24 protein-coding genes and 1 riboswitch are annotated in these 21520 nt (G+C 37.9%); of the genes, 18 read left to right on the forward strand and 6 right to left on the reverse strand.

Going from position 1 to position 21520, the window contains the following annotated elements; all coding sequences use genetic code 11:
• The first annotated feature begins 6 nt into the window (after positions 1 to 6).
• The 11 genes from OPF91_RS07045 (at position 7) to OPF91_RS07095 (ending at position 7868) form a co-directional block, all read left to right on the forward strand.
• Positions 7 to 363: a contractile injection system sheath initiator gene (locus OPF91_RS07045; RefSeq protein ID WP_264988029.1), complete on the forward strand. Its 357-nt coding sequence runs from the start codon at positions 7 to 9 to the stop codon at positions 361 to 363.
• Positions 341 to 1519, forward strand: a complete 1179-nt coding sequence (locus OPF91_RS07050) for a baseplate J/gp47 family protein (RefSeq protein ID WP_264988030.1) — start codon at positions 341 to 343, stop codon at positions 1517 to 1519. The genes OPF91_RS07045 and OPF91_RS07050 overlap by 23 nt, the downstream gene beginning before the upstream one ends.
• Entirely contained in the window at positions 1512 to 2180 is a 669-nt protein-coding gene (locus OPF91_RS07055; protein ID WP_264988031.1) for a DUF2612 domain-containing protein, read from the forward strand. Before OPF91_RS07050 ends, OPF91_RS07055 begins: the two co-directional genes overlap by 8 nt.
• Complete coding sequence (locus tag OPF91_RS07060) at positions 2177 to 2485, forward strand: hypothetical protein (protein WP_264988032.1); 309 nt, start codon at positions 2177 to 2179, stop codon at positions 2483 to 2485. Before OPF91_RS07055 ends, OPF91_RS07060 begins: the two co-directional genes overlap by 4 nt.
• Complete coding sequence (locus OPF91_RS07065) at positions 2478 to 3086, forward strand: hypothetical protein (RefSeq protein WP_264988034.1); 609 nt, start codon at positions 2478 to 2480, stop codon at positions 3084 to 3086. Before OPF91_RS07060 ends, OPF91_RS07065 begins: the two co-directional genes overlap by 8 nt.
• On the forward strand, positions 3087 to 5540 hold the full coding sequence (locus OPF91_RS07070; protein ID WP_264988035.1) for a hypothetical protein: 2454 nt from the start codon (positions 3087 to 3089) through the stop codon (positions 5538 to 5540).
• On the forward strand, positions 5540 to 5755 hold the full coding sequence (locus OPF91_RS07075; protein WP_264988036.1) for a hypothetical protein: 216 nt from the start codon (positions 5540 to 5542) through the stop codon (positions 5753 to 5755). The genes OPF91_RS07070 and OPF91_RS07075 overlap by 1 nt, the downstream gene beginning before the upstream one ends.
• Entirely contained in the window at positions 5755 to 5892 is a 138-nt protein-coding gene (locus OPF91_RS07080; protein WP_264988037.1) for an XkdX family protein, read from the forward strand. Before OPF91_RS07075 ends, OPF91_RS07080 begins: the two co-directional genes overlap by 1 nt.
• A 189-nt stretch (positions 5893 to 6081) precedes the next feature.
• On the forward strand, positions 6082 to 6504 hold the full coding sequence (locus tag OPF91_RS07085; RefSeq protein WP_264988038.1) for a phage holin family protein: 423 nt from the start codon (positions 6082 to 6084) through the stop codon (positions 6502 to 6504).
• Positions 6501 to 7172, forward strand: a complete 672-nt coding sequence (locus tag OPF91_RS07090; protein WP_264988039.1) for a M15 family metallopeptidase — start codon at positions 6501 to 6503, stop codon at positions 7170 to 7172. The genes OPF91_RS07085 and OPF91_RS07090 overlap by 4 nt, the downstream gene beginning before the upstream one ends.
• Positions 7173 to 7427: 255 nt before the next feature.
• Entirely contained in the window at positions 7428 to 7868 is a 441-nt protein-coding gene (locus OPF91_RS07095; protein ID WP_264988040.1) for a hypothetical protein, read from the forward strand.
• 310 nt (positions 7869 to 8178) lie between these two features.
• Here OPF91_RS07095 and rpsD read toward each other — a convergent pair whose 3' ends face one another.
• Complete coding sequence (rpsD, locus tag OPF91_RS07100) at positions 8179 to 8781, reverse strand: 30S ribosomal protein S4 (RefSeq protein WP_264988041.1); 603 nt, start codon at positions 8779 to 8781, stop codon at positions 8179 to 8181.
• Between the two features lie 623 nt (positions 8782 to 9404).
• Between rpsD and OPF91_RS07105 the strand changes: the two genes are divergently transcribed.
• Positions 9405 to 11117: a sensor domain-containing diguanylate cyclase gene (locus OPF91_RS07105; RefSeq protein WP_264988042.1), complete on the forward strand. Its 1713-nt coding sequence runs from the start codon at positions 9405 to 9407 to the stop codon at positions 11115 to 11117.
• 70 nt (positions 11118 to 11187) lie between these two features.
• Here OPF91_RS07105 and msrC read toward each other — a convergent pair whose 3' ends face one another.
• Both msrC and hisJ read right to left on the reverse strand, forming a co-directional pair.
• Positions 11188 to 11667 (reverse strand): free L-methionine (R)-S-oxide reductase MsrC, encoded by a 480-nt coding sequence (gene msrC, locus OPF91_RS07110; protein WP_264988043.1) that lies wholly within the window; start codon positions 11665 to 11667, stop codon positions 11188 to 11190.
• Between the two features lie 26 nt (positions 11668 to 11693).
• Entirely contained in the window at positions 11694 to 12488 is a 795-nt protein-coding gene (gene hisJ, locus OPF91_RS07115) for a histidinol-phosphatase HisJ (protein WP_264988044.1), read from the reverse strand.
• A 280-nt stretch (positions 12489 to 12768) separates the two neighbouring features.
• Here hisJ and ezrA point away from each other — a divergent pair, with 280 nt between their 5' ends.
• The 5 genes from ezrA to OPF91_RS07140 all read left to right on the forward strand — a co-directional run bounded on the left by ezrA (position 12769) and on the right by OPF91_RS07140 (position 17821).
• Positions 12769 to 14469: a septation ring formation regulator EzrA gene (gene ezrA / locus OPF91_RS07120; RefSeq protein WP_264988045.1), complete on the forward strand. Its 1701-nt coding sequence runs from the start codon at positions 12769 to 12771 to the stop codon at positions 14467 to 14469.
• 82 nt (positions 14470 to 14551) lie between these two features.
• Positions 14552 to 15022: a GNAT family N-acetyltransferase gene (locus OPF91_RS07125; RefSeq protein WP_264988046.1), complete on the forward strand. Its 471-nt coding sequence runs from the start codon at positions 14552 to 14554 to the stop codon at positions 15020 to 15022.
• A 95-nt stretch (positions 15023 to 15117) separates the two neighbouring features.
• Entirely contained in the window at positions 15118 to 16269 is a 1152-nt protein-coding gene (locus OPF91_RS07130; protein WP_264988047.1) for a cysteine desulfurase family protein, read from the forward strand.
• 3 nt (positions 16270 to 16272) lie between these two features.
• A complete protein-coding gene (gene thiI, locus OPF91_RS07135; RefSeq protein ID WP_264988048.1) occupies positions 16273 to 17481 on the forward strand; it encodes a tRNA uracil 4-sulfurtransferase ThiI in 1209 nt (402 codons plus the stop codon).
• A 121-nt stretch (positions 17482 to 17602) separates the two neighbouring features.
• Positions 17603 to 17821 (forward strand): alpha/beta-type small acid-soluble spore protein, encoded by a 219-nt coding sequence (locus OPF91_RS07140; protein ID WP_264988049.1) that lies wholly within the window; start codon positions 17603 to 17605, stop codon positions 17819 to 17821.
• A 41-nt stretch (positions 17822 to 17862) separates the two neighbouring features.
• Here OPF91_RS07140 and thiE read toward each other — a convergent pair whose 3' ends face one another.
• Genes thiE through thiM form a run of 3 tightly spaced genes read right to left on the reverse strand, consistent with a single transcriptional unit; the run spans position 17863 to position 20088 of the window.
• Complete coding sequence (gene thiE, locus OPF91_RS07145) at positions 17863 to 18522, reverse strand: thiamine phosphate synthase (RefSeq protein ID WP_264988050.1); 660 nt, start codon at positions 18520 to 18522, stop codon at positions 17863 to 17865.
• The gene (gene thiD / locus OPF91_RS07150; RefSeq protein WP_264988051.1) at positions 18512 to 19336 is read right to left on the reverse strand and encodes a bifunctional hydroxymethylpyrimidine kinase/phosphomethylpyrimidine kinase; all 825 of its coding nucleotides are present in this window, start codon (positions 19334 to 19336) and stop codon (positions 18512 to 18514) included. The genes thiE and thiD overlap by 11 nt, the downstream gene beginning before the upstream one ends.
• Positions 19324 to 20088, reverse strand: coding sequence for a hydroxyethylthiazole kinase (thiM, locus tag OPF91_RS07155; protein ID WP_264988052.1), 765 nt, complete (start codon positions 20086 to 20088; stop codon positions 19324 to 19326). The genes thiD and thiM overlap by 13 nt, the downstream gene beginning before the upstream one ends.
• Before the next feature lie 75 nt (positions 20089 to 20163).
• Positions 20164 to 20261, reverse strand: a riboswitch (TPP riboswitch).
• A gap of 244 nt (positions 20262 to 20505) precedes the next feature.
• Here thiM and sppA point away from each other — a divergent pair.
• Positions 20506 to 21519 (forward strand): signal peptide peptidase SppA, encoded by a 1014-nt coding sequence (sppA, locus tag OPF91_RS07160; RefSeq protein ID WP_264988054.1) that lies wholly within the window; start codon positions 20506 to 20508, stop codon positions 21517 to 21519.
• The last annotated feature ends 1 nt before the right edge of the window (position 21520 follow it).

Here is a 21520-nt window from a genome sequence, read left to right on the forward strand (position 1 = left end):
AATTATATGCACACATTTAAATATGACGAGGATGGCGATTGGGTATTAAATGAGTTAGTAGCGGGAGATGAACAGCTCACACAAAACCTAAAGCATTTATTGCGTACAGCAGTAGGAGAATGGATGTTTAACGAGCAGCATGGGTTTCGACGTTCAATAATTGAACAAAAAATACCAGACAAAAAGCAAATCGTACAAGCTATGCACGATTGCTTATACCAAGAGCCACGAGTAGCTGAGGTGTTGAGTGTGGAATATGATTTCAATCGCATTAAACGCCGTCTTACGATTGATTTTAGAGCAAGAGCAGTGAATGGTAACGAGATTGGAGGGGAGGCTATTGTTAACCAAGTCGGGATTTAAGCGACAGAGAATGGCGGATTATCTGCCTATCATGGAGGAGCAAGCAAGAGAGCTATTTGGTGAGGATGCGGACTTATCGGATCGTACACCCCTAGGCAAATTCCTTCATCTGCAAGCCCAACAAAGGGCTGAAGACAATGAGCAGCTTGAAATGGTCTATAATGCTCGCTTTATTGATACAAGTGAGGGGGCAACTTTAGAGGCAAATGTTAAGCGGGCATTGCTTACTCGTAAACGATGGATAAAGGCTACTGGCGAGGTCACGGTTCAATTAAGCAAAGGGGCTAAAATTAATACAGGTGATTTGTTTAGGACAAAGTATAATGTGTATTTTAAAGCGTTAGAAACCGTCCAAGCTGTTGAAGATGGAAATTACCGTATTCCTGTTGAAGCCCTCGAATATGGCGCTATTGGCAACATAGAGCCGAATGATCTATGTATAATCGTAAATCCCCAGTCAGGCATCCATTCCGTTGTGAATCAAGATGCTTTTTTTAATGGCCAAGATGAGGAATCAGATGAGGAATTACAAGACCGTTACTATGCTTCGCTTGGAAAAGTGGGAGCGCGGCGTGTAGAGTCCATAGAGGCGAACGTACTGGATGAGGTAGCGGGGGTAAGAGCTGCCATCGCTATTGAAAATGATACAAATGTCGAAGATGCGGAAGGACGCCCACCACATAGCGTTGAAACGGTTGTCCTTGGCGGGTTAGATGAAGAGATAGCAATGGCTATTTTCAAGAAAAAAGGTGGCGGTATTCGGGCATATGGCTCTACTGTATACACATTTACTGATAACCGTGGAATTGTACATGAAATTGGCTTCACTCGTGCAACAACTGTCAACGTTTATGTAAAGGTATATATCAAAAAAAGCAATCAATTCCCCATTAGTGGGGAAAATTTAGTCATCGCCCAATTGGTGAAATACGTTGGGGGCACATATGATGGTACGCTCTATCATGGTGTTGGTATGAGTACAGATGTGATTTGTACAAAGGCAGAGGCACGTATCTTATCAATTGATGGTGTGGAGGATGTACGAGTAGAATTTTCAATTGATGGTGTGACCTATGAAGCTCAGAACGTGCCGATCGCTTTTCCTGAAGTTGCCGAAACAGACGAAAGTAAAATTGAGGTGATGCCACTTGTCTAATCAACGTTTACAAACTTTGTTGGAGCGTATGCCACGCCATTTTACGCGTGCAGAGGATAGCAACAACTATAAATTGCTAAAAATTATTGCTGAAAACGGTGTTGAGAACGTAGCTATCCAGCAAACAATATTAAAATATTGGGATATAGATCAGGCTGAAGGATACGGGTTAGATCGGCTAGGTAAGGATGAGGGGATTGCGCGAGGTGGCTGGGATGATGAAGAATATCGCAAAATGATAAAAATTCAGTGCATTCTCAACTTATCAGAAGGCGACATGGAAGTCATGAATCAAATTATGGATGCTTATATGGGCGATGCGTTTATTGGCTTTGAGGAAGGTTGGCGGGATTTCGAGCCAGCTACATTGTTACTAAATATTCGTGCTTCAGCTAAAGCAGTACCTATGGAATTAGTTAAGCGGATGAAAACAGCAGGGGTAGGTATCTTCATTCTTTTAAATGAATTGAATGAATTTATTTTCCTTCATGCGGGTACATACGCTTGGCAGCTACATTATAAAATTTGTGGACGCTTTAAAACAAAAACAACACATGGGACGCTAGGTCAAGAAATAATCAGCGTCACAACTGGTATATATAGTTTTAAAACAAATAGTCGTATGTGTGGACGATTTAGAGCAGGAGGTGCTAGATATTGAATGAAATACAATCATTAATGCTGGAGTTATTACAACAATATTTAAGCAATATGGTAGTAGGTGCAAAGGTAACGATTGATGGTGTTGTTTATGACAAAGAAATCTATCATACTAGCACGAAATATGGACTAAGAAAATATGTAAAGTTGTCTATGGAACAGGGCTTAGTAACTCGTGCAGCATTGGTAGATAGTCATGGACGAGAATTGTATGTAAAAACCATGAATTATCAAAAAGGGGTACAGGGGTATGTGATTACGTTCCCTTTACAAATTGAAGCAAAAGAGGTGAAGGTAAATGCGTAAGCTTATGAATGGTGAAATAGAATGGAATTTTAAAACAAACCCATACGACCGTACACAGTGGCATGATGATGTGACGGATCCAGTGACAGGGGAAGTTATCGAGGATGGCACGCCTTACATGTCTGAGTACGCAAACAATTTTGAGTGGGGCATTTTCAATTTATATAACGGTATGGTGGAAATGGCTCGTCAAATGCAGCGTATGCAGGTGCAACTAGAACTAGATGGACGTGCACCAGGGAATGGCGGTACATTTGCGGATACTCTGGATGGTAGCACAAATAAAATCACCTTAGATACAACACACACGGATATTATTGAGAATAAAGGTGGGCGACCCCCAGTCTTGCGAGTAGCGGATACAGCAGGTTTTAAAGCCTTTACGCAAGTGACGATTTTTGATGATGTGTCTAGCGAGGAAGTATTTATCACAGCAATTAATGCAGATGCAAAAACTATCACTGTACAAACCACCCTTACACATAACTTTAAAAAAGGTGCAAAAGTGGCTCGTAGTAATGTAGCAATTGACACAACATTGGCAGAGATGGGTGTTGGAGATTGGCAGACTTATAATGTTGAATTAGTGGAGGTGGTGTAGATGGTTTTATATTACTGGCATAAATATACTGCAACACCGAATCAACCACCAATTTCTAGGGTATTCAAAGAGCAAGAGACAACGATTTATACTTTCACAGGTAATACTGCATATACGACCGCCATTGTAGGAAATCAACATCAGTTGAAACTAAATGGTGGGGAGGTTAGTTCTGCTGACCGATCTAGTGCTGGTCAAGTTTTATATACGGCAGTTAATAGTTACGAAGTGTTGGAATACCTTAGTAGAGGCCGTATAACGAACAATGGGACGCCAGAATATTGGTGGGATGTATACAGAATCTACATCACAAATGCACAAGTCTACTATAATAAAGGTAGTTTTATTACCACAATTCAAGCAGAAGAAACTACCTACACTAACAATGCAAGAAATGCAGATGGTTATTGGTACGAACGTGGGACAGTTGTCAATACAGCGCCAACCCAACCAGGAGCATTTACACAACCGAGCGGATTATTGGAAATTGGGGATGATAGAACATTTTCAGTAGGTGCTGCATCAGATGCAGAATCCAACTTAGCAAAATACATCTGGGAAGCATCTATCAATAGTGGGGCGTATACAAAAGTTGGTGAAACAACTACACCTAATTTAACTTATAAAATTCCTACGGCCATAAATTTAAAGATGAGAGTAAAGGCTGTTGATACAGGTGGGTTAGAAAGTGCATATCGAGAAAGTAGTTTATATACAGTCATAGAACCACAATATTATTGGCAAAAATATAATACTAAAACAAATTATACCTATGGTTTCGATTGGCAATCAACATCAGGACATATTTGGTGGACTCCTAATTCCGATGCAAGTGAATATTTCGAAAGTTTTACAATTGTAGAGAATAATGGTCATCATACACCTAGAGGTACAGGTAGGCGAGCATTTGTAAATTACACTCCTGCTAACGGCCATCATGTATATCGTAACTATGAGACTTATGGTGTGATAAAGGTTCTAGTGGGTGATTGGGGTTCAACTGAATTCACCGCAGGGAAAATATCATTAACTCATGTGCAAACATTAGAATGGATGAATGTTACGGTCACAGCGATTGATTACTCTAGATCATCATTCATAACCACCCTTCAAGGAACGTATTCACAGTATCCAAATGACCAACGAAATCCAAATGATGGGTATTGGTATATACGAGGAAATAGAGTAAATCAATCGATTGCGCCACCAACAGCGTTTACACAGCCAACACAAAACAAAAAATTCCGACCTAGTGAGGTTGCTACTATTGCATTTGGAGCTTCAAATGCACCGAATTTAGCCCTATATGAAGTAGATTACAAATACGGCACAGGTGCATGGACACAATTAGCCTACAACACGGCACTTACTCGTAGTCTGACTATTACAACAGATAAGTCATTAAAAACACTGGAGCTACGTGTACGTGCGAAAAACACAAGCAACATATATAGTGATTATATCCATTCGGAGGTATTTGTCATTGAGCACAATTTAGCGCCAGTTGTCACATTAACAAATCCATCTGCCAACACGACACTATACGAAAATGATATTTTGCAAATTGCTGGCTCTGCATCAGATGTAGACGCTAATCAATCAGTCACAGTCTATGCACAAATCAACAGTGAGCAACGTATTGCGCTAGGTGTAGGTTTAAGTAATGCACCTATATCATTTAGTAAGCAATTAAAATTTAGTGGAGGAAAGTTGTATGACGGTGATACAGTCCTTACAACCAGTTTGTTAGATGGTGTTCCACAAATAGTAAAGGTTTGGGCACAAGATGGTGATGGTGCTCAATCAACCATTGTAGAGCGTACATTTTATGTCGTACCTAACCGAGCCCCACAATTAACTGTGGATGCGGTTGTACCATCAGGTGTAATTGATGCTGATAAATTTACAATCAGTGGTACGGCAACAGATTTAGATGCCAATTCCGATGTAACTGTCACACGTCGTATAAACGGTGGAAATCCTATCGAGATTTACAATGGTACAGGTGGAGAGTGGGAATTTGATATTTCCCTCGCTCAATTAAAAGTTGGTGAAAACTCAATCGTAATTGAGGTAATCGACAATTACAGTGCTAAAGCCAGCAAAACAATCAAATTGAATAAAAATGAAATCAAAACGCCTATTTTACACTCCGTTGCTCGCTATAAAATCGAGCCACCGAAGGGAAGTGCAAAGGGCGTTTTATTGTGGATTCAGCGTGATGTGGACCTTGAGTTAGTAGCTGAATTATCTATGACATTACAAGGTGAGCAGGAGCAATATGCGACGCTAACAGCTGACCATACAGCGCCAGTGTCAGCGGAAATTGTTGAGGACGAATTTTATTATGAAGCAACTGAGCCTAAAAATAATATCATCTTAAAATTATCAGCTACTCGTCCAGATAGTAACGTGAATCACAAAATACATCTAATTTCGGGGGTGCTGGAGTAATGTTACGACGTCAAAGATTAGCAAATGGCTCATTTGGAGAGCTTGAAAAAATCGGCTCTGCGCTCACAATAGATGAACAGGTCATGTCGCTGGGAGCACAATTAGCACAAGAAAAAATTAAAAATATACAAAAGGACATGCTTATCAATAGCTTGGGTACAACAATTACACAGTTGAAACTAGAAGTAATGGAGATGAAAGGGAGTGGGGAATAATGCAATTTTGGCAAATCGCTTTTATGTATAAGTGGGTAACAGCAGAGCAATTACGATTAGCAGTGAAAACAGAAACAAATCCGTTTGGAGAAATTTCATCAGCACAGTATAAAGAAATCACAGGACAAGATTTTTAGCTGAATCATTTCAAGTGCTTAGACTTTTGAAGATGCTGTCTCATGAGCCTCTTTCAAAGTGAATTTACATGAATAAAAGCTTTAGCTATAGCTTATTCGTCCTAATGAAGATATCAATAGAGATACTGAAGAATAAAGCACATTCTATTATCGGATGTGCTTTTATTATGGAAAGGAAAGTGTTCAAATATGGAACAAATTGAAAGAGTAGTGATTTTGAGTGTAAGCAGCTTTATCACTTATTTTCTGGGTGGTTGGTCAATTTTATTAACAGCACTTATTACATTAAATGCACTTGATTATGCAACTGGATTAACAGCCAATTGGCGAAAACGGTCATCCTATAAGGCGTTTAGAGGTGGGATTAAAAAAGGTATTATGTGGATGTGGGTAGGTGTATCCAATCTCATCTATTTAATTTTGCTTGAGCTTGGTTATGATGCAGGAGAAGTGTTACCGAATTTTGTGACGCTCTATTTTATTATTTTAGAAATTATATCACTTGAAGAAAACTCGAAGAAGCTTGGCTTGGATATGCCAACGCCTTTGAGTTTTTTTGTGGAAAAATTAAAAGAGATTTTTAATAAAAGTACAGGAGGGAATATGAAATGAGTATAAGTGTCACAACGACATGTAGAGATTTAGCCGAGTTATTACCAGCAGCAAGACAAGCTGTGCGACTTTTATTTCAGGAATGCTATAAAGCAGGCATCTCCAATATTTTTATTACTGAAACGTATCGTAGCCAAGAGCGCCAGAATTACTTATATGCACAGGGCCGCACAAGACCTGGGCAAATTGTTACTTGGACATTACAAAGCAATCATAAATCACGCCTAGCATGGGACATCGCTGTTGGTCCACCACAATCATTGTATGATGTGGCAACATTGAGTAAAGTGGGGGCGATTGCTCGTAAATTAGGTATTACATGGGGTGGTGATTGGATGGGAAACATCGACAGACCACACTTCGAGGTAAAAGCAAATTGGCAGATACCCACAGGCTATAAATTAGGTCAAGTAATCGTACCAAGCAACAGTAAGATGCAAGTACAGCTAATTGTGGAAGATAAATCAAAGGAGGAAAACGCATTGACAAATACAAATTGGAATCCAGAAAGCCCTGCGATGGAAGCCGCTGTGGAGGCTTTTTTAGCGCAAGCAACTAAAGAAGGTATTATTCAAGAATCACATTTGAAGGACTTGCAAAATAAACACATGACAACGGATCGTTTATTAGGATTGTATATTACGATTCAGCAACGCCGAAATAAATAACTGCAAAGCCTAGATTCAATTTATTTTGAATCTGGGCAGTTTGAAAATTACAGTTTACACCTATTCTACATCTGTGATTTTTGAAAAATAAATAACCTATAACGAATGCTATGAAAAGTATAAATTCGTTATATTGAATCCCTTTTTTAGAGTAATTAAATAATTTGCTCCTTTATTTTTGATTACAGTTTTTACATAATAAATCTGTTAAATATTGTATAATAATATTATGAATATATTATAGGAGAGATGAATATGAAACTACAAGGTATTGTGAAGGGATTAGTAATAGGTGTTATTTGTGCAAGTATCATTCCTTTTGTGTTCATGAATATTGGGCAGAGCTTAGCAGGCGGGACGGTAAGTTATTTAGGTGGAACATGGTTGTATCTAGCAATAATGATACCAATCATTATCGCTTTAATAGGAGGAGGATACTATTTTTCAGTAGTACACACTGTTTCAAATAAAACAATGTGGTGGATTAGTTTTGCGATGGCTTTAATCGTTAGTTTATTTACTGGTACAGTAGGAATATTAATGGCTGAAAAAATACTACATGGAAATCTAGATACACTAAATGTTAAAAGTATTATGGTTGCTGGTATTATTTATAGTGTCGTTTTTTTACCAATAACAGTGCCGCTCGGAAAACTAATTTTACACATTTTATATAAGTGGGTAGTTCGTAGATAGCTAAAAATAAAGGTCACTTGTCAATTGTACCGCATCCCGAAAGTTAGACCATAAATTTAACAATAGGGTGCAGTACAATTGAATGACTTTAAATTTCTATATAATTGTAGAAAGTCTTTCATATAGTTTCCAATATAAAATAAGATGAAACAAGCTGCTCGATATTAAATTAGCGCCCCCATAATCCCCTCGAATCAAATCAACAATAATCCTTCATTATTGGAACTCAATATTTATAAAAAACCCCGAAACATAAGGAATTTCCTTGTTTCGAGGTTTGATAAAATCGTCGATTGATAAGGCGAGAAAATTAACGGCTGTAGAACTCGACGATAAGTGATTCGTTGATTTCACCTGATAATTCAGAACGCTCTGGAAGACGGTTGAATGTACCAACTTTTTTGTCTGCATCAAAAGTTAAGTAATCAGGTACGAAGTTGTTCACTTCGATTGCTTCTGTTACAACAGCAAGGTTTTGAGATTTTTCACGAAGAGAAATTGATTGACCTGGTTTAACGCTGAATGATGGAATATCAACGCGTTTGCCATCTACTAAAACGTGACCGTGGTTTACTAATTGACGAGCTCCACGACGAGTGCGAGCTAAACCTAAACGGTAAACAAGGTTGTCAAGGCGAGTTTCAAGAAGAACCATGAAGTTTTCACCATGTACACCTTTCATTTTACCAGCGCGGTCAAATAAAGTACGGAATTGACGTTCGTTCATACCATACATATGACGTAGTTTTTGTTTTTCTTGAAGTTGTAAACCATATTCTGATAATTTTTTACGTTGGTTTGGACCGTGTTGACCTGGTGCGTAAGGGCGTTTTTCGATTTCTTTACCTGTACCGCTTAATGAGATACCAAGACGACGTGATAATTTCCAAGATGGACCTGTATAACGAGACATATTGTTGTCTCCTCCTTTAAATTTGGTTTTTTGGTTGTAAAACAAAAACCAGTAGTACCCATTCTTATTGGCATTTTATTTTCATGTACTTTCGCCTATGCAGCCATTAGGTTACACAATACACCATCCACTCTTTAGTTCTATTCACTAAAACGGAGGAATAAAATACACATATAAGGTTATACCACTGCTGCGTTCATTTTACACAAATTACATTGTACCTCTTTAAATGAAACGCGTCAAATAATTTCGTAGATAATGATAAAATATTTTCATTTTAACTCAATGAATAGCCTTTTATTTAGGGCTTTTATTTCATTATGTACATCACGTTAAATATAAAATTTGGAGCATGAAATAGAATTGCATAGTCAAAAGGACACAAATTATGTATAATGCTTTATAAAGTGATCGTAATTGATTTGGACGTTATTAATAGAAAAGGTGATTTCATGACAGACCATTTACAAATGCTAAAATATATACAATCAGATGTTTTGAGCTTTTGGGTGAGTTCTCAAGAGGAACAAGTCAGTTTTTGTGAGTATGTTTATTCATTAAAACAGTGTCTAAAGAAGCACTTGAACATTGTAAATGCTACATTTCTTAGATATGAAGATGGTATGCTAATTTCTTTAGAGGATTTAGCTGCAGTAACAATTGATAAAAAGTTTGACGTTGTGTCGTGGGCAACGATTGAAGCTAAATTCCAACAACAGAAAATAGTTAAAATTCCACACTTTATACAAGAGATAAAGACCTATTCTATTATGACAGATATGGTACTTTTTGAAGAAAAAGACAAAGAACCAATTGGGGTATTACTCATAGAGAAAACAGCTGAGTGGCAGGACTTTATGTCAACTCCTCATGGTGAAACATGTATGGAAACAATCACCAAAGTGTTTTCTATGATTCATGAACAGATGAAAGTGAAGCAAAGTGAAAATCAATATAGAAAATTATACAATATGACAGATATATTTCATTCCACAATGGATATTGACTTAATTTTGGAAAATGTATTGAAAAATATACAAGAAAATTTTCCACATTTTAATGTAGAGCTGATTTTATCTAACGATCAAGATCGACATACGACAATGGATATTAAGCTTTTTGATTATTTGGCTGAAAGACCTGCGACAATTGAAGCATTTGTCTCAGGTGAGGTGACAACAGAACTTGCAAGAGATTTGGAGTGTCGAATATTAAACGCTCCAATTAAAGGGCGACAGGCTATATATGGTATCTTACAAATTAGTGCACCAATGACATATCTTTTCTCAGTAGAAGAAAAAGATTTTCTTCAAATGTTAGCACATGCCTCTGGAAATGCGCTTGAGAATGCCAAGCTGTATCATCAATCACATCGCCTCGTTAGTGACTTACAACTTATTAATGAAACATCACATCGCTTGAATATGAGAATTGATATTGATGAAATGTTACTTTTCTTGCAAAAACAGCTGATGAAATCTTTCCAACCAATGGAGGTTTGTTTTGCATTTAAAGAAAAAGACATTTTTGACATTAAAGATGCGAGTACAGCCTTATTTAATTCTCAGGAAGGCAAAATATATATCAGGCACATTGAAAAGCATTTTGAACATACAAATGACCCATTGTTTATTGCAGATTTTAGCAGATTGACGCCAAATCCAATCGAATATCGTTCTATTATGGCGATTCCGATATTAATGGAAGAAAAAATAAATGGCTTTAGTATCGTGTTGCATAAGGAGCCATATTTCTTTTCCTTTGATAGCTTTAAATTAATGCAGTCATTAATCCATCACTCATCATTGGCTATTGCGAACTCCATTTTACGAAATCAACTTCAAGAAATGGTAGATTTGGATCATCTGACAAAATTGTATGCAAGAGGGTATTTGGATCGTTATGTGGAAAAATCACTTGTGAATGACCAAGCAGGTATGTTCCTATTGATTGATGTGGATAATTTTAAACAGATTAATGACACATATGGACATCAAATTGGTGATAAAATTTTAGTGCAAATTGCCACACAATTAAAAAATATTATTGGCAATAGCGGAATTTGCGCTAGATGGGGCGGAGAAGAGATGTCCGTATATGTTCCAAATATTAATGCACAGGAAGCGATGCAGCTTGCGATACGGATTGTGGAGACGATTCCTAAAACAACTAATCCACAAGTAACGATTTCTGCTGGGATGATTGTGTGGGACGTTGAATATCGCCCGGCCTTCCAAGCTGTTTTTAATCTGGCTGATAAAGCATTATATGAGGCGAAAACGAGTGGCAAAAACCGCGTATGTGTGCATGAAAGATTGTATCAAACCAATGCTTAAGTAATGACTATCAAATAAAAATGCCTTGAAATGGATTGCTGACCATTTCAAGGCATTTTTTGTCAAAAAATTATAAATGTACTAGTAAAGTATCTACAAATTTTTCTAAGCCAGCTTGATCTTCTGCTGAAAAGCGATTAACAATCGGGCTATCAATATCTAAGACGCCAAGGATTTTTCCTTCTTTAATTAAGGGAATGACAATTTCAGACTGTGATGCTGCGTCACAGGCAATATGACCTGGGAATGCGTGAACATTTTCAACAACAACCGTTTCACCATTTGCTGCAGCTGTACCACAGACACCGCGACCAAAAGGAATACGGACACAGGCAGGCAAGCCTTGAAATGGTCCAAGTACAAGCTCTTCACCATCTGTTAAATAAAATCCTACCCAATTAATGGTTGTCAAAAATTGATTGAGTAAAGCAGAGGCATTGCTCAAATTGGCTATCATATTCGATTCACCTGTTAAAAGAGCATCTAGTTGTTTTGATAATGTGTCAAATTGTTCGGTTGAGGAGCCCTCATAGTTGATTTGTGCAAACATAATAATTACCTCTTTCTGAATCTACTTTATTTTGAAAATAGTATATCATAGTGTTGATGTAAATCTATAGCAGTATGCGCATCAGAGCCAAAGACCATTGGCAGTGCAATAGACCTGCTGTACGCTATAAAGGGAACGGGTGGATAAGGTTCTTGGCAATCAATTTTACTTAAGCCAGCACTATTCACGTCCAATTCATAGCCTTTTTCTTTCATGGCATCTAAAATTTGTTGTAGTTGTGCCGTATCATCAATAGTTTGATGATGGGCAAGCTGAAATTTGTGTACGAGTGAAGGATGTCCAATACGTTTTGGTTTATGGTCGCCTAAATCTGCCTGAATAGATTGCCAAACAGTATCGTAATAAAGTGCATATACTTGTTCCACACTGCCAACCTTTTTGGCAAAATCAATAAAGGTTTCAGCTGAATAGTCGATACATGTATATGTATTTTGCCAACGTAAAAAATGAACAGATAAAATAGCGTCATCTAAATAATGACCATACGTATCAAGAAAATGGCGTGTTTCTTGCTCAAAGCCTTGAATATAATCAACCTCCAAGCCAATACGGATGCGGATATTTTGTGCATATTGTTTTTGCAATGACTGTAATTCCTCAAAATAGGGCACTAGAAATTCAGGGTTCATCCCGCTATCTTGCGCAGGTGTAGGATCTATGAAATTAGCAGGTAAAGGTGCATGCTCTGTAAAGGTGATATCTGTAAATCCATTATGAATGGCTTTGTCAATATATTGCTGAAATGAATCTGCACTACCATGTGGGCAATAAGGGCTATGAATATGTCCGTCACGTTTCATTTGGCTGACAGCTCCTTTCTGTATTAAATTATAATTATAACGTTTCACCATTAAATAGATATACTTTTCTGAAAAACGCTGAAAAGTTAGGACAAAAGGTAAAAAAATAGTATATAATAGAAAACAGTATAATGAAGTGAGCCTTCAATCAGTGAAGGTCTTACAGCCTGTTAAAGCAGGATTAAATATAAAATATAGCAGTATATTAAGTAGTGAACCTTTGACGACTATGGAATCTGATGTCCGAGGTGTAATTGAGTGTAGAAATAGGGGGCTTACGATGGAGTATATCATTATTCCGATTATCCTACTATTAATTTTAGCAATAGTAGGTTTTATGATGCGACGCAAGCATATAGCAATTATAGCAAAGCTAGAAAATGAAAAATTACAAATACAACATAATCCTATAAATGAAGAAATTTCAAGAGTGAAATCTTTAAACATGAATGGTGAAACAGAAGAAATGTTTGAGAGATGGCGTAATAGCTGGGATGAAGTCATCGATGTACATATGACAAAAATTGATTCATTATTATTTGATGCAGAAGATCAAATTAATCGTTTACGATTCAAAAAAGCCATATTGATTGAACGAGAAATTGAAGATTATATCATCAAATGTGAGGAAGATAAGAATCGTATTTTAGACGAGTTGAATGAATTAATTGGCAGTGAAGAAAAAAATCGCATTGAAATTGAACAGCTCAAAGAATATTATCGTTCAGCAAGAAAAACATTATTAGCCCATCAACATTCATTTGGGATTGCTTTACCAGCATTAGAGAAAAAATTAGAAGTGTTTGTTGAACAGTTTGAGGAATTCGATAAGCTGACAGAGGAAGGAAACTATCTCAAAGCGAGAGAAATTGTCATTCATTTAAACCATGAATCACAGCAAACATTTGAGTACATTAATGATGTTCCAGCTATTTTGACTGAATTACAAGTGAAATTACCAGGGGCTGTGCAGGAATTGCGCAATGGTCAACGTGAGATGGAAGAAAAATCATATTATTTACAACACCTAGAGCTAAATGAGACATTGAACCAATTTGAAGAGCAGTTTGTAGCATTAAAAAAAGAATTAGCAGCGCTTAATTTGGTTGTGGTCAAACCGCGTGTTTTAGAAATTAACGAAGAAATTGATCGTTTATATGATTTATTAGAAAAAGAAGTGATTGCTAAAAATTATGTAGATCAAAACTGTGATCGTTTATTAAGTTCAATTACAAATGTGATTAGCTCAACGAAATTAATTAGTGATGAAGCTACCTATGTACAACAAAGCTATCGTTTACATGAAAAGGATGTAGAAATTCCAAAAATTGCGTTGAAGCAATTGGAAGCATTACAACGACGTTACGATTTACTAGCTATGCGTGTCAAAGAGGAGAAATCTGCTTATTCCAGCTTACAAGAGGAATTGATTACAATTAGTGATGAACTTGAGCGAATTCATGAAGAGCAAGAGCATTTATCGAATACCATGAAAAAATTGCGCATTGATGAAAATAAGGCTCGTGAGCAAATAAGCAATTTGAAGAAAATATTACAAGATACAGACCGATTATTAAACAAGGCGAATATTCCTGGTATTCCTGAAGAAATGGAAGTACGTTTAGATGAAGCAGCAGAGCAGATTTATATGGTCGTGCAAAGCTTACAAGAAGTACCATTAAATATGGGTGCTGTGCATAATCATTTAAACACGGCTACCCTTTGTGTGGAGGAAGTTCAAGCCAAGGCACAGGAATTAATTGAAAATGTCATGCTGATTGAACGCATTATTCAATATGGCAACCGTCATCGTGCAACAAATCCAGCATTAAATGTGCGCTTAAAAGAGGCAGAAGAAGCTTTCCACCAATTCCGCTACAGTAAAGCCTTAGAAGAGGCAGGGACAGCTGTAGAAGAAATGGAACCAGGAGCATTAAAACGTATCCAAGCAATGGTTGAAGGCAGTACAATAAAGCAATAAGTATGAGGCTGTTTAAAAAGTGACAATTTTACTTTTTAAACAGCTTTTTTTCGCAATAAAATAGGCTGAGGAGATGAAAGTATTGCGTTATGTAATTCATGAAATGACTGAAAATTTTGCTAACGAAATTAGTAGCTGGCAGTATGCTGCATCATATGATTTTTATAATGGCGATGCATCAGAGGAATTTAAGCAGGAGCTTTTAGAGCATGCATATGAGGCTATTGTGAATGAGCAAGGAGAGCTGATTGGTTTTTTCTGTACAGGCACAGCAGCACAAGTTCCAAAAGGCCATAAGGATCATGCTTATTTGGCATCATGTATTGATATTGGACTTGGCATGAAGCCTGCACTTACAGGTCAAGGATTAGGTACAGCATTCTTTACATTCATTATTCAGCATATCAAGCAAAATCATTCTGTGCCATTACGTTTAACGGTAGCTAAATTCAATGAAAGAGCGATTCGTTTATACGAAAAACTTGGCTTTGAACGGCAAATGGAATTTTCCACAGCCGTTGACTTTATTGTCATGGTACAAAAATCAGCATGAGAGTATCTATTCAACATTTCGTTAAGAAAAGTTTGTGGTCAAGTGAGACAGATTGCGTTATGATAAAAGGCGGTAAATTCATGTGGTGAAAGTGTGTGAAAAAAGTGACAATTTATGTAGATAATAGTGCTACAACAAAGCCATTACAAGAAGTAATGCAGACATTTGTAGCGGTTAATGAACAATATTATGCGAACCCTGCATCCATCCATGCGATGGGTGTCGAGGCAAATGATTTATTAATGCGTGCACGTGAGCAAGTAGCAGATATTTTGCATACCGAAGCAAAAAATGTGCTATTTACATCAGGTGGTACAGAATCAAATAATACAGCTATTTTTGGACTAGCGCGTAGTAATACACATAAAGGCAAGCATATTTTGACGACCGTCATTGAGCATCCATCTGTTTTAGAGCCAATGAAGCAGCTTGCACAAGAGGGCTTTGAAGTAGAATATTTACAGGTGAACCAGAGCGGTGTTATTTCCTTAGATGAATTACAGGCTAAGTTGCGTAAGGATACGATTTTAGTGAGTATTATGCATGTCAACAATGAAATAGGTGCGATTCAACCAATTACAGAAGCAGCCAAAATGATTCATGCGCACAGTCGTGCAGCTTTTCACGTTGATGCAATACAAAGCTTTGGAAAATTACCGATTGCTTTTGCTGGTGAGGAAGGTCCAGATTGCATTTCGATTTCAGGGCATAAAATTCATGCATTGAAAGGCTCAGGTGTATTGGCATTTCGTAAACAAATGGTTTGGCAGCCATACGCACTTGGTGGTGGGCAGGAATTTGGCTTACGCAGTGGTACAGTGGCAGTTCCGCAAGCTGTTACCTTAGCAAAAGCGGCTCGATTAGCAACAAGTAACATGCAGGAGCGTATGGATAACTATCGTGAATGGCATGGAGCATTATATAAACAACTATGTGATTATGGCGAAGCTGTTCATATTTTATCAACGCCACAGGGAGCAGCTCATATTTTATCCTTTAGTATTCGGGATTTAAAGGGAGAGGTCATCGTCAATGCCATGCAAAAACGAGGTGTGATTGTTTCGACATCCAGTGCTTGTTCATCAAAGCAAACGAAAACAAGCCATGTGGTAGAAGCACTGCATATCAATGAACACTTTAAAAATGGTGTGATTCGGATTAGTTTTGGTGTGCATGTAACAGAGTCAGATATTGTACAGTTACAGCGTGTCATTAAAGAAATAATGTTAGAACTTAAAGGAGAATAAATCATGATTTGGAAAGAAATTTTAATTCGCTATGGGGAATTATCCACAAAAGGACGCAATAAAATGGATTTTATCCGTCGATTACGTGAAAACATTCGTCATGCGTTTGCTGATTTAGGACAGCTACACATTCGTACAGAGCGAGATCGTATGTTTATTGCGATTCAAGACCAACAACAAATGGATGTTTTAGTAACAGGTTTACCGAAAATTTTTGGTATCCAGTCCTTTAGTCCAGTAGCAGCATGTGAAAAAGATGTAGAGGCGATGAAAGAGCTGGCTATTACGATTATGGAGTCGTTTCAAGATAAGACTTATACATTTAAAGTAGAAGTGAAGCGTACAGATAAGACATTCCCATTAGAATCACATGCACTACAGCGTGAAATCGGTGGCTATGTGTTGCCACGTTTTAGCAATTTATCCGTTAAAGTAAAGCAGCCTGATATTGAACTGCGTGTCGAGGTGCGTCATGATGCAACCTATATGATGGCACAGGTTATCCCAGGTGCAGGTGGAATGCCAGTTGGCTCAAACGGCAAATCGCTATTAATGCTGTCGGGTGGTATTGATAGCCCAGTGGCAGGTTATTTAATGATGAAGCGAGGCGTGCGTTTAGAGGCGATTCATTTCTTTAGCCCACCGTATACAAGTCAAAATTCATTGGAAAAAGTAAAGGTATTAGCGAATGAATTGACGAAATTTGGAGCGAATATTCGCTTACATGTCATTCCATTCACTGAAATTCAAGTATTAATTAAAGAAAAAGTGCCGTCAAATGTTTCAATGACAACAACACGTCGTATGATGCTGAAAGTGGCTGATAAAGTGCGTGAAGAAATTGATGCATTAGCTATTGTTACTGGCGAAAGCTTAGGACAAGTAGCGAGCCAAACATTAGAGAGCTTAACGGCTATTAATGCTGTCACGAATACACCCATTTTACGCCCATTAATTTCAGCAGATAAATTAGAAATTATTGAGATTGCAGAAAAAATCGGCACATATGAAACATCGATTCAGCCGTTTGAGGATTGCTGTACGATTTTTACACCAGCAAGTCCAAAAACGAAGCCAAAGCTTGAAAAAGTTGAGCATTATGAGAGCTTCTCTGATTTTGATGAATTGATTGCGCGTGCAGTTAAAAATCGTGAAGTTTATATTTTCCCTAAAAAAGAGCAACCAGCAGATAAATTTGCTGATTTATTATAATGTGATGATTGTCGTCTCCTATATACAGGAGGCGGCTTTTTTTAGGTATAATTTACCTACTTAAAAGTTTGTATGAAAAACGAAATAGCGCACATTCTATAGTCACAAGGAGGTGAGAAACATGACTTCAAATAACAACCGTAGTTCAAATCAGCTTGCAGTACCTGGTGTACAACAAGCACTTGACCAAATGAAATACGAAATTGCACAAGAGTTCGGTGTTCAATTAGGGGCTGACGCTTCAGCTCGTGCTAACGGTTCCGTTGGCGGTGAAATCACTAAACGTCTTGTACAAATGGCAGAATCTCAATTAAAAGGTATGCCAAACAACAACCAATAATTGCTGTATAAGCAATTGGTAAACGAAAAACCAGTGACCTCTTACAAGGCACTGGTTTTAGTTTGTGTAAAGGATGAATTCTTATGCAGTGCAGCTACAGTCGTCGCAATATCCTCACTATCACATATGGCAGAAATGACAGCTACACCATCAGCTCCAGCTTCCCATATCATTTGGACATTGGATTCATGAATACCACCAATGGCAACGATAGGAAGCTCTGGATACATTGCTCTTGCCTGCTGTAAAAATTGTGTGCCACAGGGCGCTTTTGCATCACTTTTTGATGTTGTAGCAAAAATCGGTCCAATACCGACATAGTCTGCTCCATCTTGTAATGCTATTTGTAACTCCTCCTGTGAATGAACCGAAACACCTAATAGCATTTTTCCTATTTGTTGGCGTACAATAGAGGCAGGTAAATCCTCTTGCCCAATATGTACACCATCAGCGCCAAGTTTAATGGCAAGTGTCACATCATCGTTCACAATAAAGGGGACATGATAGGTTTGACAAAGCTGCTGACATTGACGTGCAAAGTGCTCATATGCTTGACCTGTTAAAGCGGTCGATCCTTTTTCACGTAGCTGAAACATCGTAATGCCCGCTTGTAATGCTTGCTCTAATACAACAAGTGGTTCACGCTGCTGAACATTGGCTGTTCCCATAATAAAATAAAGCTGAAGTTTTTCATGCTTCATGGACAATCACCTCACAGCTTCCTTGATATTGCTGATAGGCAAAATGATTTGTTGGTCCATGCCCATGTCCTAGCTTTAAATCATGTGTAATGGCAAGATGAATAAATTTTTTAGCTTCGATAATCGCTTGCTCTATAGGTAAGCCATTGCCTAAAAAGGCTGTCAGTGCGGCAGAGAATGTACAGCCAGTGCCATGTGTATTAAGCGTTTCTATACGAGGCATCGTCATCATCCATGCACGCCCATCTTGGAAAAATACATAATCTGTAGCAGTAGTAGAACATTCAAAATGTCCCCCTTTGATGATAATGCATTGTCCACCAACTTGTAGTAATGTTTGAGCAGCACGATGGATATCGTCTACGGTTTCTATATGCTGTCCAGTTAATGTTTCCGCTTCTGGAATATTTGGTGTTAAAATGGTCGCCAAAGGTAATAGTTCACTACGCATTGCCTCAATGGCTTGTTGCTGTAATAAGCTAGCGCCACCTTTGGCAATCATCACAGGGTCCACAACTAATGGAAGCTGTTTATGTTGTAGTATTTGTGCAATGCTATGAATAATATCCGCTGAAAAAAGCATACCTGTTTTCACTGCACGAATATCAAAGTCTTCAAGTAGGGCAAAAAATTGCTGTTGAATAAAAGCGGCTTCGATAGGTAAAACCCCAGAGACACCTAGTGTATTTTGAGCAGTAAGCGCTGTAATAACAGAGGTGCCGAATACATGAAGCTCCTGAAAGGTTTTTAAATCCGCCTGAATGCCTGCACCGCCACCACTATCCGAGCCAGCAATCGTTGTTACAACGTGCAAGATACATCACCTACCTTTGAGAAGGCATGTAATTCATTTAAAATAGCAAGCTGAAAGTCACCAATAGCTGGAGTAGCTATAGCCTGCTCGGCTACCTTTTTATAAAGCGCTAAAGTTTGCGCTAATTGCTGGAAAGGTTTATTGCCAACTGTATAGGCAGCACCACAAATGGCACTTAACAAACAGCCTGTTCCTGTTATGGCTGTCATTTGTACATGCCCACCTGTAAGCCATTCGACTTGCTCTCCATCTGTAATGAGATCCCTTTCACCCGTCACGATGACAATACAGTGTTGACGTTGAGCCAGTTGTTTTGCCTCTGCAACAAGGTCTATTGTGCCATCACCACTATCCACTCCTTTTTGTTGCCATGCTGTATTTGTCATTGCAGCAAGCTCACCAGCATTACAGCGAATAACAGCAAAGTGAATTTCCGCTAATAATTGCTGCACAGTTTGCTTACGAAACGTTGTTGCTCCTGCACCAACAGGATCTAACACCACAGGAATACCTTGTGCATTCGCTTTTTTTCCTGCTAGCAGCATGGATTTTCTTGTTCGCTCATTTAATGTACCAATATTGAGCAATAAAGCAGAGGCGATGCTTACCATTTCTTCTACTTCATTTGGATCATCTGCCATAACAGGTGAAGCACCAATCGCTAATAATCCGTTTGCTTGAAAGTTAGCCACCACATAATTCGTAATGCAATGAACGAGTGGCTGTTGTTGTCGAATTGCTTGAAAAATCATGAAAAGTCCTCCTTTAGGGTGGACGTAAGCATGCAAAAAAGGCTCTTTTTACATAAAAAGAGCCTTTCACCAATAAAATGGATGTGAATTGCTCCCTACGTCAGTATTAACTAACAGGTTCAAAGGGTCAGGTTTTACCTTCTCAACTCATAGGAGTCCCCCCGCAATGGTATGTGACTGATACTACATTTTCGCTACAAAAACATCTATGGCTGACAATGCGTTTTCGCCACAAAAAACATCTGTAGTTGATCCAAATGTATCATATGTCCACAATGTATTCAATCCTTCCAGCACATTTTGATTTTTTTTGCTAAATTAGGTAAAGTAGTAACGTTACCAAATAGGGGATAGCAAGTAAAAAAATGAAACTTATACAAAGGTAAATCGTAGAACAAGTTAAGGAGGAGAATGAAAATGAATGCAAAAAGATGGGTTGCGCTTATTATTGCGAGCGTATTACTGTTGTTTTCTTTAGGAATTAACACAATATTTACTTTGTTGAAAGCAGATTTTTTAAGCAGTTTTGATAGCTTAATGCAAGGTGATGATTTAGCTGTATTTGAAACGGATATTGAAGGTGGTAGTTTAGATAAGCGAATTGCCTATTTAAAAGTAGATGGAACAATTCAGGATATTGGTACAAGTACAATATGGCAGCCAGTTGCCTATGATCATCAATTTTTCCTAAAACAATTAGATACTATTTTATATGATGATACGGTACAAGGTGTTGTCTTAAGCGTCAATTCTCCAGGCGGTGGTGTTAAAGAATCAGCAGAAATTTATAAAAAGCTGTTAGCTATTAAAGAAGAACGTCAAATTCCAATCTATGTATCAATGGATTCGATGGCAGCTTCGGGAGGCTATTATATTGCTGCACCAGCCGATAAAATTTTTGCACATCGTGATACGATTACAGGCTCAATCGGTGTCATCATGCAATCAATCAATTATCAAGAACTAGCTGAAAAAGTCGGCGTGAAGTTCGAAACATTCAAATCGGGTGCACATAAAGATATGCTGAGCCCAACACGTGAAGTAACGGAAGAAGAACGTGCGATGATGCAGGATATGATTAATGAAACATATGAGGAATTTGTTGATATTGTGGAACAAGGGCGTAATATGTCTGAGGCCGATGTTAAAAAAGTAGCGGATGGTCGTATTATGGGTGGTAACAAAGCATTAGAGGCAGGGCTTATTGATGCGATTGGTGATGAGGAAGCAACAATTGCTGCCCTACGTGAAGATTTTGGCTTAGAGGATGCAACATTATTTGAATACACACAAGATGTTGGTGGCTGGCAGTCTTATATGGGCATGAAAATAAGCTCTATGTTTGGACCATCTACCGAAGAGAAAATGTTGATGAAAATTATGACAGATTATAAAGCACCAAAAATGATGTACTTATATGGTGACTATTGAG

Origin of the sequence: Lysinibacillus piscis, from assembly GCF_026012395.1 — a bacterium.
In the GTDB taxonomy this organism is placed as follows: domain Bacteria; phylum Bacillota; class Bacilli; order Bacillales_A; family Planococcaceae; genus Lysinibacillus; species Lysinibacillus piscis.